We start from the raw sequence: 15,641 nt of genomic DNA, 5'->3' as shown, positions 1-15,641 counted from the left end.
CGCCTCAGCCCCAGTCCTTGGCACCTCCCTCACCTCTGCCAGAGGAGCGACTGTCATGAACAGACCAAGCCGAACCGGGCGGCTGACCCGGATCCTGCTGGCCGGAGCGCTGGCCGGCGCCGGCCTCACGGCCCTCTCCACATCCAGCGCGTCGGCCGCGAACGAACCGGTGAACATCTGGCTGACGACCACGGACGACTCCGGCGGCCGCCATGTCACCCGCGGTCTGCAGCAGCAGACCCCCGTCAGCTTCCAGTCGGGCACCGGCGGCAGCGGCGAGAACATCTCCGTCGACGAGAACACCCGCTACCAGACGTTCACCGGCGGCGGCGCGTCCTTCACGGACACGGCGGCCTGGCTGATGAAGAGCAGCGGGGCGCTCTCCCAGGCGACCCGCGACGCCACCATGCAGAAGCTCTTCTCCCCCACGAACGGCATCGGCCTGTCGTTCATCCGCAACCCGATGGGCGCGTCCGACCTGGCCCGCTCCGGCTACACGTACGACGACGTGGCGGCCGGCCAGAGCGACCCGACGCTTGCCAAGTTCTCGATCGCACATGATCTGGCGGACGTTCTCCCGCTGACCAAGCAGGCCAAGCAGATCAACCCGGCGCTCACCACGATGGCCTCCCCGTGGACGGCGCCCGCCTGGATGAAGGACAGCGGCACGCTCAACGGCGGCTGGCTGAAGGCGGAGAACTACGGGGCGTACGCAAACTACTTCGTGAAATACCTCCAGGCCTATCGCGACCAGGGCATCCCCGTCGACTACGTCTCCGCCCAGAACGAGCCGACGTGCTGCGGCGGTTACCCCTCGATGAGCTGGAACGGCTCGGGCCTGGCGTACTTCACCAAGTCCGAGCTCCTCCCCAAGCTCCAGGCGGCCGGCCTCTCCACCAAAGCCCTCGCCCTGGACTGGAACTGGGACCAGTACGACTCCTACGCCGCCCCCACGGTCGACGACGCGGCGGTACGCTCCCACCCGAACTTCGGCGGGGTCGCCTGGCACGGCTACGGCGGCGACATCGCCAAGCAGACCTCGGTCCACAACCAGTACCCGTCGATGGACGCCTTCGGCACCGAGCACTCGGGCGGCACCTGGATCGCCAACCAGCAGCGCGAGGACATGAACAACATCATCGATTACACCCGCAACTGGGCGAAGTCGGTGACGAAATGGTCCCTGGCCGTCGACCAGAACATGGGCCCGCACAACGGCGGCTGCGGCACCTGCACGGGCCTGGTCACGGTCCACAACGGGGACGGCGCGAGCGGCACGGTCGACTACACCGTCGAGTACTACACGATGGGCCACCTCACGAAGTTCGTACGCCCGGGAGCGAGCCGCATCTCCTCCAGCGCCAGCACCTCGGTCCCCAATGTGGCCTGGCGCAACACGGACGGCTCGAAGGCCCTGATCGCGTACAACGACGCCTCCGCGGCCAAGACGGTGACCATCAACTGGGGCGGCCAGCACGCCACTTACTCGCTCCCCGGCAAGACATCGGCCACCTTCACCTGGTCGGGCACGCAGGGCACGGGAGGCGGCTCGGGCACGACGGGCGCCCTCACCGGCCTGGGCGGCAAGTGCCTGGACGTGGCGGGCGGCTCCTCGGCCAACGGGGCCGCGGTCCAGCTCTACGACTGCAACGGATCCACCGCCCAGCAGTGGACGGTGGGCACGGACTCCTCGGTCCGCGCGCTGGGCAAGTGCCTCGACGTCACCTCGGCCTCGACGGCGAACGGAGCAAAGGTCCAGCTGTACGACTGCAACGGCAGCGGCGCACAGCAGTGGACGTACAACCCGGGCACCGGCGACGTGGTGAACACGGCGGCGAACAAGTGCCTGGACGTCACCGACAACTCGTCCGCGAACGGCGCCCGGGCCCAGATCTGGAGCTGCACGGGCGCCGCCAACCAGAAGTGGCATCTCCAGTAGTTCCGTAACCCCCCGGTCTCCCGGTCCCCCGGTCCCCCGGTCCGCGGCCTGTGCGCTCCCCTCCCTGCAACGGGGCGCACGGGCCGCTTTTGCCTGTGCCGAAACAGGGTTCGTCAGATTTTTGCGCAACTGATCTTCATTTTTGCGTAGTCGTTTGTAGAGTGTGCCCGTGACGAATCGACGATTGCTCCGAGTGGCCGAGTACGCGGGTGTCAGCGAGGCGACGGTGAGCCGAGTCCTCAACGAGAGCCCCGACGTGGCGAGTTCGACCCGGGACGCGGTGCTGAGCGCCCTGGACGTCTGCGGTATCGAGCGCCCCCGCTCCTTCCGCCGCGAGCGCGCGGCCCTCATCGGGCTGGTGGTCCCCGACCTGCAGAATCCCATCTTCTCCGCCTTCGCGGAGGCCCTGTGCGGACTGCTCAACAAGCGCGGGCTCATACCCGTCCTGTGCACCAGGACCGCCGACGGGGTCTCCGAGGCGCACTACATCGAGATGCTCCTGGAGCAGAACATCGGCGGCATCGTCTTCATCGGCGCCAGCTACGCGGACGCGGGCCCCGAGCACGGCCGCGTCCTGCGGCAGCGCAAGGTGCCGATGGTCCTGCTGAACGCCGCGGACGAGAACCCGGGGGTGTCCCAGGTGCGGGTGGACGACGCCCACTCCGCCCAGCAGGCCCTCAACCACCTCTCCGCACTGGGCCACGAGCGGATCGGCATGGTGCTCGGGCCCCTCGGACATGTGCCGTCGGCTCGTAAACTCGCAGGTTACGCAGCCTTCTGCAGCCGCATCGGGATCGCCGCCGACGACTGGCGCCGGCTCGTGGCGCACGCGCTGTTCACGATGGAGGGCGGCGCGACCGCACTGCCCCGACTGCTCGCCGAAGGGGTCACCGCCGTCGTTTGCGCCAGCGACGCACTGGCGCTCGGCGTGGTCCGCGGAGCGCGCCGGCAGGGGCTGCGGGTACCGGAGGATCTCTCCGTCGTCGGCTTCGACGATTCCCCGTTCATGGTGGCCACGGACCCTCCGCTGACGACCGCGCGGCAGCCGATCCAGGCGATGGCGACGGCGGTCGTCGCCTCACTTGCCGAGCAGATCAACGGCCACGCGGTTGCAAACGACCTGATGATGTTCGACACCGAGCTCATCGTCCGCAGTTCGACCTCCCGGTATATCTCTCGTTGATTTTTTGCGCAGACTGATTGACTTCTTGCGTAACGCGCTTCTACCTTCAGCGCAGTTCAAGCGCTCGGGGTCCTCGGCCCCGCCGTCGATCCCAGGAAGGCACGATCCGCATGGATGGCACGCACGGCCTCAGCAGGCGTCAGGTTCTCGGCTCCCTCGTCACCGGAGCCCTGGCTCTCGGCCTCACCGCCTGCGGCGGTGCGTCCACCACGTCAGGCGTGGACAAGAACGGCGTGGTGACGATCTCCGTGAACGGGCTGCCGCCCAAGACGCAGACCGTCGACCGCAAGAACTTCGAGGAGGACGTCGCCGCCTTCGAGAAGAGCCACCCGAAGATCAAGATCGATGCCCGCGAGGGCCTGATGGACCCCAAGACGTTCTCCGCCAAGCTGGCGGGCGGCCAGCTGGAGGACGTGTACTACGTCTACTTCACCGACCCGGCGGGTCTCATCCAGCGCCACCAGGCCGCCGACATCAGCAAGTACATCGCGGACGTCCCGTACGCCAAGGACATCGATCCCTCGCTGCAGAAGGTCTTCACCGGCGCCGACGGCAAGATCTACGGCCTGCCGACCGGCAACTACTCCCTCGGACTCGTCTACAACCGGGCCCTGTTCAAGCGCGCGGGACTCGACCCCGACAAGCCGCCGACGACATGGGACGAGGCCCGTACGGCGGCCAAGGCGATCAGCGCCCTCGGCAACGGCACGGTGGGCTACGCCGACTACAGCAAGAACAACCAGGGCGGCTGGCACCTCACCTCATGGATCTACTCCATGGGCGGTGACGTCGCCACCAAGGACGGCTCCACGTGGAAGGCCGCGTTCAACAGCGACGCCGGCCGCAAGTCCCTCCAGATGCTCCACGACATGCGGTGGACCGACAACTCCATGGGCACCCGACAGCTCCTGGAGATAGCCGACGTCCAGAAGATGATGGGCGCGGGCAAGCTCGGGATGTACATGGCAGGGCCCGACAACATCCCGACCATCGTCAAGCAGTTCGAGCGCAAGTACGACGACTACGGCCTGACCGCGCTGCCCGGCACCGCGACCCTCGGCGGCGGCGACGGCTTCATGTTCAACCCCAAGGCCTCGCCCGAGAAGATCAAGGCCGGTCTGACCTGGGTGCAGTGGAAGTACCTGCGCAGCCCCGAGCGCGACGAGGTCGACAGCAAGCGCGCCAAGACCGACGGCGTCCCGATCGGTCTGCCGCAGCCGCGCCTGTTCGCCGGCGCGACCCAGGCGAAGATCGACGAGATCCGCGCCAAGTACGCCAACACCCCGGTCGGCAACTACAAGCCCTTCATCGACCGCAACTCCCAGGTGCAGACGAAGGTCGAGCCGCCCAACGCCCAGCAGATCTACACGATCCTCGACGGCGTGATGCAGTCCGTGCTCACCAAGAAGGACGCGGACATCGACAAGCTCCTCGCGGACGCCGAGAAGAAGGTCAACGGCGTGCTCGCCACGGTCAAGTGAGCGGCGCACCGACCTGAGAGAGACCGGCCGGGGGCGGCACAGCACTGCCCCGCTCAGCCGCCCCCGGTTCACCACCCCACAGCAGGAAGCACACCCCCATGACGGCTCAAGACCTCCGGCCCGCGACCGCGCCGGCCACCCGGCGGACGGCCAAGAAGGCCCGCACGCCCTCCGCGCCCGCCGCACCCGGGCGTCTGGCACGCCGCATCCGCGAGAACCTCGTCGCGTATCTCTTCCTCGGCGCGGGCGTCGTCCTGTTCGCGGTGTTCTCCTGGTACCCGATCGTGCGCGGTGCGCTGCTCGGCTTCCAGCAGGTCAACTTCGCCGAGCCGGCCCAGTGGGTGGGCCTGGACAACTACCAGCGGCTCTTCGACGACCCGCTCTTCGTCACCGCCTGGCGCAACACCGGCTACTTCACCCTGCTCGCCCTGGTCTTCGGCTTCGCTGCGCCCTTCCTGACCGCCGTGGTCCTCAACGAGTTCCGCCACGGGCGCGCGTATCTGCGGATGACCGTCTACCTCCCGGTGATGCTCCCGCCGATCGTGACGATGCTGCTGTGGCGCTGGTTCTACGATCCGGGCCCCGGCCTCTTCAACAACGTGCTGGAGATCTTCCACCTCCCCGTCCAGCAGTGGCTGGAGTCGGAGAACATGGCGATGGTCTCGCTGGTCCTGGTCTCCACCTGGGCCAACATGGGCACCACCACGCTGATCTACCTGGCCGCCCTCGGCGGGATTCCCGGCGAGCTGTACGAGGCCGCGGAGCTCGACGGCGCGTCCGTACGGCAGCGGCTGTGGCACGTCACCCTGCCGCAGATGCGCTTCATCCTGATGATCACGCTGCTGCTCCAGATCATCGGGACCATGCAGGTCTTCGTCGAGCCGTTCGTGCTCACCGGCGGCGGCCCGAACGAGGCGACCGTCACCGTCATGCTCCTCCTCTACCGCTACGCCTTCGTCTACAACGACTTCGGCCTGGCCAGCGCCATGAGCACCGTGCTCTTCGTGGTGCTCGGCCTCTTCGCCCTCGTCTATCTGCGCCTGACCCGGACCAAGGGCTGAGAGGAACCGACCACCATGGCTGCCGCACCCACCTCCACCGAGCGCACGCTCATCGCACCCACCGAGATGACCCGCCGCACCGGCCGGCTCCTCTACCGCTTCATCCTCGGCTCGACCCTCGTCGGCTTCACGATCGCCTTCGTCTTCCCGCTGTACTGGATGGCGACCGGCGCACTCAGGTCCTCGGGCGAGCTCGCCGACCCGAACCCGACCCCGCTCCCCAAGTCCTTCCACCCGGAGGCCTACACGGATGCCTGGTCGAGCGTCGGCCTCGGTCACTACTTCCTGAACACCCTGATCCTGGCCTTCGGCGCCCTGTTCTTCCAGCTGGTCGTGGACGTCTCGGCGGCGTACGCGCTCTCCAAGCTCCGCCCGGTGCTGGGGAACGTGGTGCTCGGGATGATGCTGGCGACCCTGATGCTGCCGGTCTCGGCGCTGCTCGTGCCGACGTATCTGACCGTCGTGGACGTGCCGATCATCCACGCCAACCTGATCAACTCCCCCTGGGCGATCTGGCTTCCGGCCACCGCCAACGCATTCAACATCTTCATTCTCAAGCGGTTCTTCGACCAGATCCCCGCCGAACTCCTCGACTCGGCCCGCATCGACGGCGCGGGCACCCTCAGGGTCCTCGTCTCGGTGGTGCTCCCGCTGTCGCGCCCGGTGCTCGCCGTGGTGTCGATCTTCGCGGTCGTCGGGGTCTGGAAGGACTTCCTCTGGCCGATGCTCGTCCTGCCCGACCCCGCGAAGCGGCCCATCACCGTGGCCCTGAACGCGCTGGCGGAGGACATGCCGGCCAACCAACTCCTGGCAGGAATGGTCATGGCGAGCATCCCGCTGCTCGTCCTCTTCCTGGTCTTCCAGCGGCACATCATCGCGGGCCTCACCGCGGGCAGCCTCAAGGGCTGATCCGCGCCTCCCACCCCTGCACCTCCCCCCACCACCCGAAAGGGCACACCGTCGTGTCTCCGATATCCAGCAGACCCCGCCAGGGCAGCAGACTCCTCGCGCTCCCCCTGCTGCTCGCCCTCCTCTGCACCTTCTTCGTGTACGGGCAGCAGGCGCACGCCGCAGCCGCGCTCGAAGCCGAATCGGCCCAGCTCTCGGGAGGCGCGGCCGTCTCCACCGAGCACCCCGGCTACACCGGCACGGGCTTCGTCGGCGGCTACACCGACGGCAACAAGGGCAACGCCTCGACCAGCTTCGCCGTCACCTCAGCCGCCGCGGGCGACGGTTCGGTCAGCATCAGGTACGCGAACGGCACCACCGCGACCATGACGCTGAGCCTGTACGTCAACGGCTCGAAGGTCCGCCAGATCAGCCTCCCGCCGACCGCGAACTGGGACACCTGGACCACGCACGACGAGGCGGCCACCTTCGCGAAGGGCGCCAACACGATCGCGCTGACCTTCACCACGTCCGACAGCGGCAACGTCAACATCGACAGTCTCGCGCCCACCACCCCCTCGGCCCCCGGCCCGACCACCCTCACCCACCAGGCCGAGGACGCCTACTTCTCCGGCGGCGCGGCCAAGGCCACCACCACGACGGGCTACGAGGGCAACGGCTACCTCACCGGCTTCACCGCCGCCGGGGCCCGCGCCGTCTTCTCGGTCAGCGGCGCCACCGCCACGACGTACCCGGTGATCGTCCGCTACCGCACCACCGGCTCCTCCGCCGCCACGATCACCCTGACCGCCAACGGCGACAAGGTCCGCACGCTGACCCTGCCCGCTTCCTCCGGCGCCTGGGTGACCGTCTCCACCGACGCCCCGCTGCGCGCCGGCCTCAACACCCTGACTCTGCGCACCGAGTCGGGCGACAACGGCGCCCTCCTGCTGGACGGCATCACCGTCACCGGATCGACAGCGAACGCCACACGCGGCGCGACGCTCCCGTACACCTCCTACGAGGCGGAGTCCGGCTCCACCAACGCCTCAGCCATCGGCCCCGACCGCACCTACCTCTCCGTCGCCTCCGAGGCATCCGGCCGCAAGGCGGTCGTCCTCGACGCGACCGGTGAGTACGTCCAGGTCACGCTCACCAAGCCGGCCAACGCCCTGACCCTGCGCTACTCGATCCCCGACAACGCGGCCGGCACCGGCATCTCCGCGACGCTCAGCCTCTACTCCGGCTCCACGCAGCTGCGCAATGTCGACCTGAGCTCCAAGTACAGCTGGGTGTACGGCACTTACCCCTACACCAACACCCCCTCCCAGGGCTCGCCCCACCACTTCTTCGACGAGACGCACATCAAGCTCGGCTCCACGCTGCCCGCCGGGACCGTCCTGAAGTTTCAGAAGGACGCGGACGACAGCGCGGCCTCGTACACCCTGGACCTGGTCGAGACGGAGACGGTCGCGGCGGACCGCACGATGCCCGCTTCCGGCTTCGTCTCCGCGACGACGCTCGGCGTCACCCCGAACGACTCCGGCGACGACACGTCCTCCCTCAACTCCGCCGTCTCCACGGCGAAGTCGCAGGGCAAGGGCCTCTGGCTGCCCGCCGGTACGTACAACATCTCCGGACACGTCAACCTCACCGGAATCGCCTTCCGAGGCGCCGGCGAGTGGTCCACGATCCTGCGCGGCAGCAACGGCAAGGGCGGCCTCTTCGGCCAGGGCGGCACCAGCACGGTCCAGGACCTGGCCATCGAGGGTGACGTCTCGTACCGCGACGACGCGAACTTCGACACCGCGATCGAGGGCGACTTCGGCAGCGGTTCCACGGTCCAGAACGTCTGGATCGAGCACACCAAGGTCGGCCTGTGGATCGACGCTCCCACCAAGGGCCTGTACGTGTCCGGCCTGCGGATCCGCGACACCTTCGCGGACGGAGTGAACCTGCACAAGGGCACCACCGACACCGAGCTGTGGAACACCAGCGTCCGCAACACCGGTGACGACGGTCTCGCGATGTTCTCCGAAGGCCAGGCGGTCACCAACAGCGCGTTCCGCTTCAACACCGTCACCTCCCCGCTGCTCGCGAACGCGGCCGCGATCTACGGAGGCAACTCCAACCGCATCGAGGACAACGTCGTCGCGGACACCGTCACCGGCTCGGCCGGCATTGCGATCAGCAGCCGCTTCGCCCCCGTCCCCTTCTCGGGCACGACGTCCGTCCAGCGCAACACCCTTCAGCGCACCGGGGGTTACGAGCCCAACTGGGCGAGCAAGCTCGGCGCCCTGTGGGTCTACGCCGACTCCTCCGACATCACCGCCCCGGTCCTCCTCCAGGACAACGACATCCTCGACTCCACCTACAGCGGCCTCCTGGTCACGTGGCAGAAGACGGTGAGCGCGCTGACGGTGAAGAACACCAGGATCGCGACGGCCGGCTCGTACGGCATCGAGATCAACTCCGCCGGGGCCGGCACCTTCTCCGGCACCACGGTCACCGGCGCCTCCGCCGGCGGCCTCAGCCTCGCGGGCGGCTTCACGCTCACCCGCGGGTCGGGCAACAGCGGCTGGTAGCCGCGCCCGCCCAGCACACCTCGCACACATCGCACTTGAGCAAGGAGTCCTCGTGACCCACTGGTGGCGGCACGCCGCGATCTACCAGATCTACGTACGCAGCTTCGCCGACGCCAACGGCGACGGCACGGGCGACCTCGCGGGAGTCCGCGACCGGCTGCCGTACCTGCGCGAACTCGGCGTGGACGCCCTGTGGTTCACCCCCTGGAACACCTCACCGCTGGCCGACGGCGGATACGACGTCGCGGACTACCGCGACATCGATCCGCGGTTCGGCACGCTCGCCGAGGCGGAGTCGCTGATCGCGGAGGCGCACGAACACGGCCTCCGCGTCATCACCGACCTCGTCCCCAACCACTGCTCCGACCAGCACATCTGGTTCCAGGAGGCCCTTTCCGCCGGCCCCGGCTCGGCGGCGCGCGAGCGCTTCTGGTTCGTCTCGGGCGGGGAGACACCGCCCAACGACTGGCAGTCGTACTTCGGCGGCAGCGCCTGGACGCGCCTGCCCGACGGCGACTGGTACCTCCACCTCTTCGCCCCCGAGCAGCCCGACCTCAACTGGGAACACCCGGAGGTGCGGGCCGAGTTCGAGGACATCCTGCACTTCTGGCTGCGGCGCGGCGTGGACGGATTCCGTATCGACGTGGCGCACGGCCTGTCGAAGAAGCCGGGTCTGCCGGACGTCGGCCCGGACCCCGACATCACCGACCTCCCGTACCAGGACTGCGACGACGTCCACGACATCTACCGCTCGTGGCGCAAGATCCTCGACTCCTACGACGGCGACCGCACGTTCGTGGGCGAGGTCTGGCTCCCGGAAGCGGCCCAGTTCGCCCGCTATCTGCGCCCCGACGAACTGCACTCGGCGTTCAACTTCGACTTCCTGTGCTGCCCGTGGGAGGCGGGCGCACTCCGCAAGGTCGTCGACTCCACTTTCGCGGCCCACGCCCCCGTGGGCGCCCCGCCGACCTGGGTCCTGTCCAACCACGACACGATCCGCCACGTCACGCGCTACGGCCGCGAGGACACGTCCTTCGACATGGGCGACAAGCGCCTTACGGACCCGTCCGACCTGGACCTGGGCCGCCGAAGAGCCCGCGCGGCGGCGCTCCTCACCCTGTCCCTCCCCGGCGGGGTCTACATCTACCAGGGCGAAGAACTGGGCCTCCCCGAAGTCCAGGACCTCCCGGACGCCCTGCGCCAGGACCCGACCTTCGTACGCTCCCAGGGCAAGGACCCGGGCCGCGACGGCTGCCGCATCCCGCTCCCCTGGAGCCCGGACACGGATTCGCTGGGCTTCTCCCCGGCGGATGCGGCGGCCCCCTGGCTCCCGCAGCCGCAGGACTGGCGGACGCTGACGGCCCAGGCCCAACTCACGGACCCGGACTCGTTCCTGACCTTGTACCGCACGGCGCTGAACCTCCGCCGCGAACGGCTCCAGGACCTCCCGGAGTCCCTGACCTGGGTGGACGCGGGCCCGGACACGCTCTGCTTCGACCGTGCGGACGGCTTCCGCTGCCTGATCAACCTGGGCGCAACCCCGGTCGGGCTCCCGGCAGATGCCACGGTCCTCCTGGCGAGCGGCCCCCTGACGGGGAACGCCGTCCCCGCGGACACGGCGGTGTGGCTGAGCCGGTGACCCGCACTCCCTGAGGTCAGCGCGAGCCCGGCTTCTTGGAGTGGGCCCTGGCGGTGTGACGGATCCGCCTAGTGCGACCGTGCTCGGCCAGGATCGCGCGGACTTCGGGGTCCGGTGTGGCGGCCGCCCTGAGCTGGAGCCAGTTGGACGCCTCGATCAAGGCGTCGGCCTGCACGGGCTCCCGCATGGCGATGGCCCGCAGGAGTGACCACTCCGTCAGGCGCAGGGCCAGCAGCGGCCGGCCGGCCGCGAGCGGCCCCATCACGGCGGCCCACTGCTCGTATCCGGACCCGCCGCAGAGCTCAGCCGCTCGGCGGTCCAGGTGCAGCAGCACTGCGGACTGGGCCATCGCCTGGTCCTGGTCGGCGAGAACATCGCCGACCAGGGCCGCCTCATCAGCCTCGGCGACCTGCTCCAGTGAACTCATGTAGGCCCAGAAGCGCAGGTGCTCGGCGGGCTCCTCCTCGCTTGTTCCTGTCACTCGGCCGGTTCCACGCCCGCCCGAAGCAGCCCGTACGTGTAAGCGTCCTCCAGCGACTGCCAGGACGCCGCGATCACGTTCTCCGCGACGCCCACCGTCGACCACTCGCCGCGGCCGTCGCTCGTCGTGATCAGGACGCGGGTGGTGGAGTCGGATCCGTGCTTGCCCTCCAGGATGCGGACCTTGTAGTCCGTCAGCTCCAGCTGGGCGAGTTCGGGGTAGATCCGCTCCAGGCCCACGCGCAGCGCCCGGTCCAGGGCGTTGACCGGGCCGTTGCCCTCCGCCGTCGCGACGATGCGCTCGCCCTTGGCCCAGAGCTTCACCGTCGCCTCGTTGGCGTGCGTGCCGTCGGGGCGGTCCTCGACGATCGCGCGCCACGACTCGATACGGAAGTAGCTCAGCGCGCGGCCCTCCACCTCCTTGCGGAGGAGGAGTTCGAAGGAGGCGTCGGCGGCTTCGTAGGTGTAGCCCTTCAGCTCTCGCTCCTTCACGCCCGCCACGACCCGGCCGACCAGTTCGCGGTCGCCGCCCAGCTCGACGCCGAGCTCCTTGGCCTTGAGTTCGATCGAGGCGCGGCCCGCCATGTCGGAGACCAGCATCCTCATGTGGTTGCCGACCAGGGCGGGGTCCGTGTGCTGGTAGAGGTCGGGGTCGACCTTGATCGCGGAGGCGTGCAGGCCCGCCTTGTGGGCGAAGGCGGAGACGCCCACGTACGGCTGGTGCGTGGAGGGCGTGAGGTTCACGACCTCGGCGATCGCGTGGGAGATGCGGGTCATCTCGGCGAGCGCGCCCGGCGGGATGACCGTCTTGCCGTACTTGAGCTCCAGGGCGGCCACCACCGGGAAGAGGTTGGCGTTGCCGACGCGCTCGCCGTAGCCGTTCGCCGTGCACTGCACGTGCGTGGCGCCCGCGTCCACCGCCGCAAGGGTGTTGGCGACCGCGCAGCCCGTGTCGTCCTGGGCGTGCATGCCCAGCCGCGCGCCGGTGTCGGCGAGGACCGTGGAGACGATCGCGGTGACCTGGGCGGGGAGCATCCCGCCGTTGGTGTCGCAGAGGATGACGACGTCGGCGCCGGCTTCCGACGCGGTCCGTACGACCGACTTCGCGTACTCCGGGTTCGCCTTGTAGCCGTCGAAGAAGTGCTCGCAGTCGACGAAGACGCGGCGGTTCTTGGAGACGAGATAGGAGACCGTGTCGCGGACCATCTCCAGGTTCTCGTCCAGCGTGGTGCGCAGGGCCAGCTCGACATGGCGGTCGTGGGACTTGGCGACGAGGGTGATCACCGGGGCGCCCGAGTCGAGGAGCGCGTTGACCTGCGGGTCATCGGCCGCCTTGGAGTTCGCGCGGCGCGTGGCGCCGAAGGCGACCAGCTGCGCGTGCTTGAAGTCGATCTCCCGCTGCGCGCGGGCGAAGAACTCGGTGTCGCGCGGATTGGCGCCCGGCCAGCCGCCCTCGATGAAGCCCACGCCGAAGTCGTCCAGGTGCCGGGCAATGGTCAGCTTGTCCGCGACGGTGAGGTTGATGCCCTCGCGCTGCGCTCCGTCGCGCAGCGTCGTGTCGAAGACATGGAAACTGTCGTTGCTGCTGCTCATGCTGATCTGAACTCCTGTCGGTGAGTGGCTCCGAAATGGCTGGCTCCACTTGCCCCCATCTTCGCGTGCGCCTCGCCCCCTCGGCCGTGGTGGGGCCTGGAAACGAAAAAACCCCTCGCGGGTGCGAAGGGTTGGCGCGCGGGTCTGGGGCACGATGTCCGCGCCGTACGTGGTGGTACGAGGCGGTCACTGCGGACCGGCGCGCCTGCTGCCGATAATCATGGCGAACGAGAACACGGAAGCAGTCTGGCACAGGACTGCCTCCGTGCCGGGCCCGTCTCAGGATGCGAGCTGTGAGCTGGATCGCACCGGTGCGGATTCCTTTTCGCCCGCCCCGACGACCCGGTTGAGGTCGATGTCGCGGGTCTCGCGCATCGTGAGGTAGACGATGAGCGATACGGCGGCACATCCCGCCACGTACCAGTAGAAACCGGACTCGATGCCGCCCTTCTTGAACCACAGGGCGACGTACTCCGCCGTTCCTCCGAAGAGCGCGTTGGCGAGGGCGTACGGAAGTGCCACACCCAGCGCCCGGATCCCCGTCGGGAACAGCTCGGCTTTCACGCAGGCGTTGATCGACGTGTACCCGGTGACGACGACCAGGGCCAGCAGCGCGAGCCCGAAAGCCGGCCAGAAGGTGCCCGCGTGCTTGAGCATCGTCATGATCGGGACCGTGAGGAAGGTCGAGCCGACCGCGAAGGTGATGAGGAGCGGGCGCCGGCCGATCCGGTCGGAGAGCATCCCGGCGAGCGGCTGGATGCACATGAAGACGAAGAGGGCGCAGAAGGAGACGAGGGTCGCCGTCTGCTTCTCCATGCCGGCGCTCTTGGAGAGGAACTTGGTGAGGTAGGTCGTGTACGTGTAGTACGCGACCGTGCCGCCCATGGTGAGCGCCATCACGAGGAACGCCTCGCGCTTGTGCGCCCAGAGCAGCTTGAGGGTGCCGCGGTCCGGGTCGGTGGCCGCGCCCGTTTCGGCGTACACCTCGGTCTCCAGCATGCTGCGGCGCAGATAGAAGACGATGGCCGCGCCGAGGGCGCCGACGACGAAGGGGATGCGCCAGCCCCAGCTGTGCAGGGCGTCCTCGGACAGGGTGTGCTGCAGGATGATCAGCAGCCCCAGGCCCACGAGTTGGCCCGCGGTCATCGACACGTACTGGAAGCTGGAGGCGAATCCGCGTTTGTCCGGGGCGGACGCCTCGGTGAGGTAGGTGGCCGAAGCGGCGTACTCCCCGCCGACGGACAGGCCCTGGAGGAGGCGGGCGACGAGGAGGACGGCGACGCCTCCGTACCCCGCGACCGCGTAGGTCGGCGCGACGGCGATGAGGATCGCCGATGCCGACATCAGGGTGACGGTGAGGGTCAGGGCGGCTTTACGGCCCTTGCGGTCGCCGATCCGGCCGAGCAGCCAGCCGCCGACGGGCCGCATGAAGAAGCCCACGGCGAAGACGCCCATGGTGTTCATGAGTTTGGCGGTGTCGTTGTCCCCGGGGAAGAACGCATCCGCGAAGTAGACGGCGAAGGTGGCGTACACGAACCAGTCGAACCACTCGACCATGTTGCCGGCCGAACCGACCCAGATTTTCTTCCACTGCTCTCGTCCCATGGGGCCCCACGGTGAAGGAGGGACGGGAGCGGCCACAAGGGCGCGTGCGGCAACGATCTTGCGTACTTACGTGCGTTGCGTACCCGGCAGCAGCGCCTCGTCGAGGAACTCCCCGATATGGGCGAGGACTTGGGGCCGGTCCGATCCCGGAAGCCCCATCGCGACATGGGTGGAGAACCCGTCGAGGAGCGCCCGGACGCGCACGGCACAGCGGTCGGCGTCGACGGCGCGCAGCTCCCCACGGGAAGCGCCCTCGACGAGCAGGGCGACGAGATCGCGGTGCCAGGACAGCTCGATGTCGAGGAGCCGACCGCGGGCGTCGTCACCGAGGTCATGGGCCCGGTTCCAGAGTTCGAGCCAGAGGGACCAGTGGGGGTCGCGGGGGCCTGAGGGTACGTACAGCTCGACGAAGGCATCGAGGCGGTCGCGTACGGGAACCTGCCGGGCGAGCGCGGACCGCCGCTCCACGCCCAGTTGCTCCTCGCTCCACTCCAGGGTCCGCAGCAGAAGCTCGTCCTTGGACCGGAAGTAGTAGAGGAGATGACCGCTGCTCATCCCGACGGTCCGCCCGAGCCCGGCCATGGTGAGCTTCGCGAGCCCGTGCTCGGCGATGGCCGCCATGGCCGCGGCGAGAACGGTCTCGCGGGGCGGGGCGGCGGAGTTGCTGCGGCGGGGGGTGCTCATACCTGACCGCCCTGCGCGCGGAGGGCCGCCTCGGCGGGGGTGTCGTAGTAGCCGGGGGCGGCGAGCAGGACGCTGCTGAAGTAGTAGCCCTGGTGGTCGTCGGGGTCGTCGTCGCTCTCGAAGGAGCGCCAGAGGGCGAGAAGGAGATCGGGAGCGACGAAACCGGCCTCGCCGTCCTCGTCTTCCACGAGGCGCGTGACCTCGCCCAGCCGCGCGGCGACCTCCTTGGCGGGCAGCCCGAAGAGATCGATGCCGCGGTACAGGACGCGATCGCCGCCCGAAGGCCGTCCCATCTCGACGGACTCCAGCACCCCACGGACGCACCCCAGGTTGAAGGACAGCCCACTTGGCCGGAACAGCCACCGCCCCGGCTCGTCGCTCCGGTGCACGTGCCCCGGGAACCGCAGCTCTTCGAGCGCGGCGGTCGCCTCCTCGCGCGAGGAACCGATACGGAGGGGGCCGACACCGGTCGGCGGATCGAGCACGAAATCCATGGTCGGCAT

General features: G+C 68.9%; 12 protein-coding genes. 7 read left to right on the top strand and 5 right to left on the bottom strand.

Annotated elements, in window-relative coordinates; all coding sequences use genetic code 11:
* Positions 1-55: 55 nt before the first annotated feature.
* From AB0H78_RS21635 to AB0H78_RS21605, 7 genes are all read left to right on the top strand, one after another.
* Positions 56-1,939 carry a ricin-type beta-trefoil lectin domain protein gene (locus AB0H78_RS21635; protein ID WP_363236140.1) on the top strand — a complete coding sequence of 628 codons (1,884 nt, stop codon included), beginning with the start codon at positions 56-58 and terminating at the stop codon, positions 1,937-1,939.
* Positions 1,940-2,108: 169 nt separating this feature from the next.
* A complete protein-coding gene (locus AB0H78_RS21630) occupies positions 2,109-3,122 on the top strand; it encodes a LacI family DNA-binding transcriptional regulator (RefSeq protein ID WP_363236139.1) in 1,014 nt (337 codons plus the stop codon).
* A 110-nt stretch (positions 3,123-3,232) separates the two neighbouring features.
* Positions 3,233-4,603 carry an extracellular solute-binding protein gene (locus AB0H78_RS21625; RefSeq protein ID WP_363236138.1) on the top strand — a complete coding sequence of 457 codons (1,371 nt, stop codon included), beginning with the start codon at positions 3,233-3,235 and terminating at the stop codon, positions 4,601-4,603.
* 98 nt (positions 4,604-4,701) lie between these two features.
* Positions 4,702-5,664, top strand: coding sequence for a sugar ABC transporter permease (locus tag AB0H78_RS21620; protein WP_363236137.1), 963 nt, complete (start codon positions 4,702-4,704; stop codon positions 5,662-5,664).
* 15 nt (positions 5,665-5,679) lie between these two features.
* Complete coding sequence (locus tag AB0H78_RS21615; RefSeq protein WP_363236136.1) at positions 5,680-6,573, top strand: carbohydrate ABC transporter permease; 894 nt, start codon at positions 5,680-5,682, stop codon at positions 6,571-6,573.
* A gap of 53 nt (positions 6,574-6,626) precedes the next feature.
* Complete coding sequence (locus AB0H78_RS21610; RefSeq protein ID WP_363236135.1) at positions 6,627-9,137, top strand: CBM35 domain-containing protein; 2,511 nt, start codon at positions 6,627-6,629, stop codon at positions 9,135-9,137.
* A gap of 52 nt (positions 9,138-9,189) precedes the next feature.
* Entirely contained in the window at positions 9,190-10,776 is a 1,587-nt protein-coding gene (locus tag AB0H78_RS21605; RefSeq protein ID WP_363236134.1) for a glycoside hydrolase family 13 protein, read from the top strand.
* Between the two features lie 16 nt (positions 10,777-10,792).
* On the opposite strand, the gene AB0H78_RS21600 is transcribed toward AB0H78_RS21605, so the two are convergent.
* From AB0H78_RS21600 to AB0H78_RS21580, 5 genes are all read right to left on the bottom strand, one after another.
* Positions 10,793-11,257, bottom strand: a complete 465-nt coding sequence (locus AB0H78_RS21600; protein ID WP_363236133.1) for a hypothetical protein — start codon at positions 11,255-11,257, stop codon at positions 10,793-10,795.
* Positions 11,254-12,849 (bottom strand): citramalate synthase, encoded by a 1,596-nt coding sequence (gene cimA, locus AB0H78_RS21595; protein ID WP_363236132.1) that lies wholly within the window; start codon positions 12,847-12,849, stop codon positions 11,254-11,256. The genes AB0H78_RS21600 and cimA overlap by 4 nt, the downstream gene beginning before the upstream one ends.
* 279 nt (positions 12,850-13,128) lie before the next feature.
* Positions 13,129-14,454, bottom strand: coding sequence for an MFS transporter (locus tag AB0H78_RS21590; protein WP_363236131.1), 1,326 nt, complete (start codon positions 14,452-14,454; stop codon positions 13,129-13,131).
* A gap of 66 nt (positions 14,455-14,520) precedes the next feature.
* Complete coding sequence (locus AB0H78_RS21585; protein WP_363236130.1) at positions 14,521-15,138, bottom strand: TetR/AcrR family transcriptional regulator; 618 nt, start codon at positions 15,136-15,138, stop codon at positions 14,521-14,523.
* Entirely contained in the window at positions 15,135-15,641 is a 507-nt protein-coding gene (locus tag AB0H78_RS21580) for a hypothetical protein (RefSeq protein ID WP_363236129.1), read from the bottom strand. The genes AB0H78_RS21585 and AB0H78_RS21580 overlap by 4 nt, the downstream gene beginning before the upstream one ends.

The sequence above is a fragment of the Streptomyces sp. NPDC050738 genome (assembly GCF_040654175.1).
GTDB lineage: Bacteria > Actinomycetota > Actinomycetes > Streptomycetales > Streptomycetaceae > Streptomyces.
This window is presented reverse-complemented; position numbering and strand designations above follow the sequence as displayed.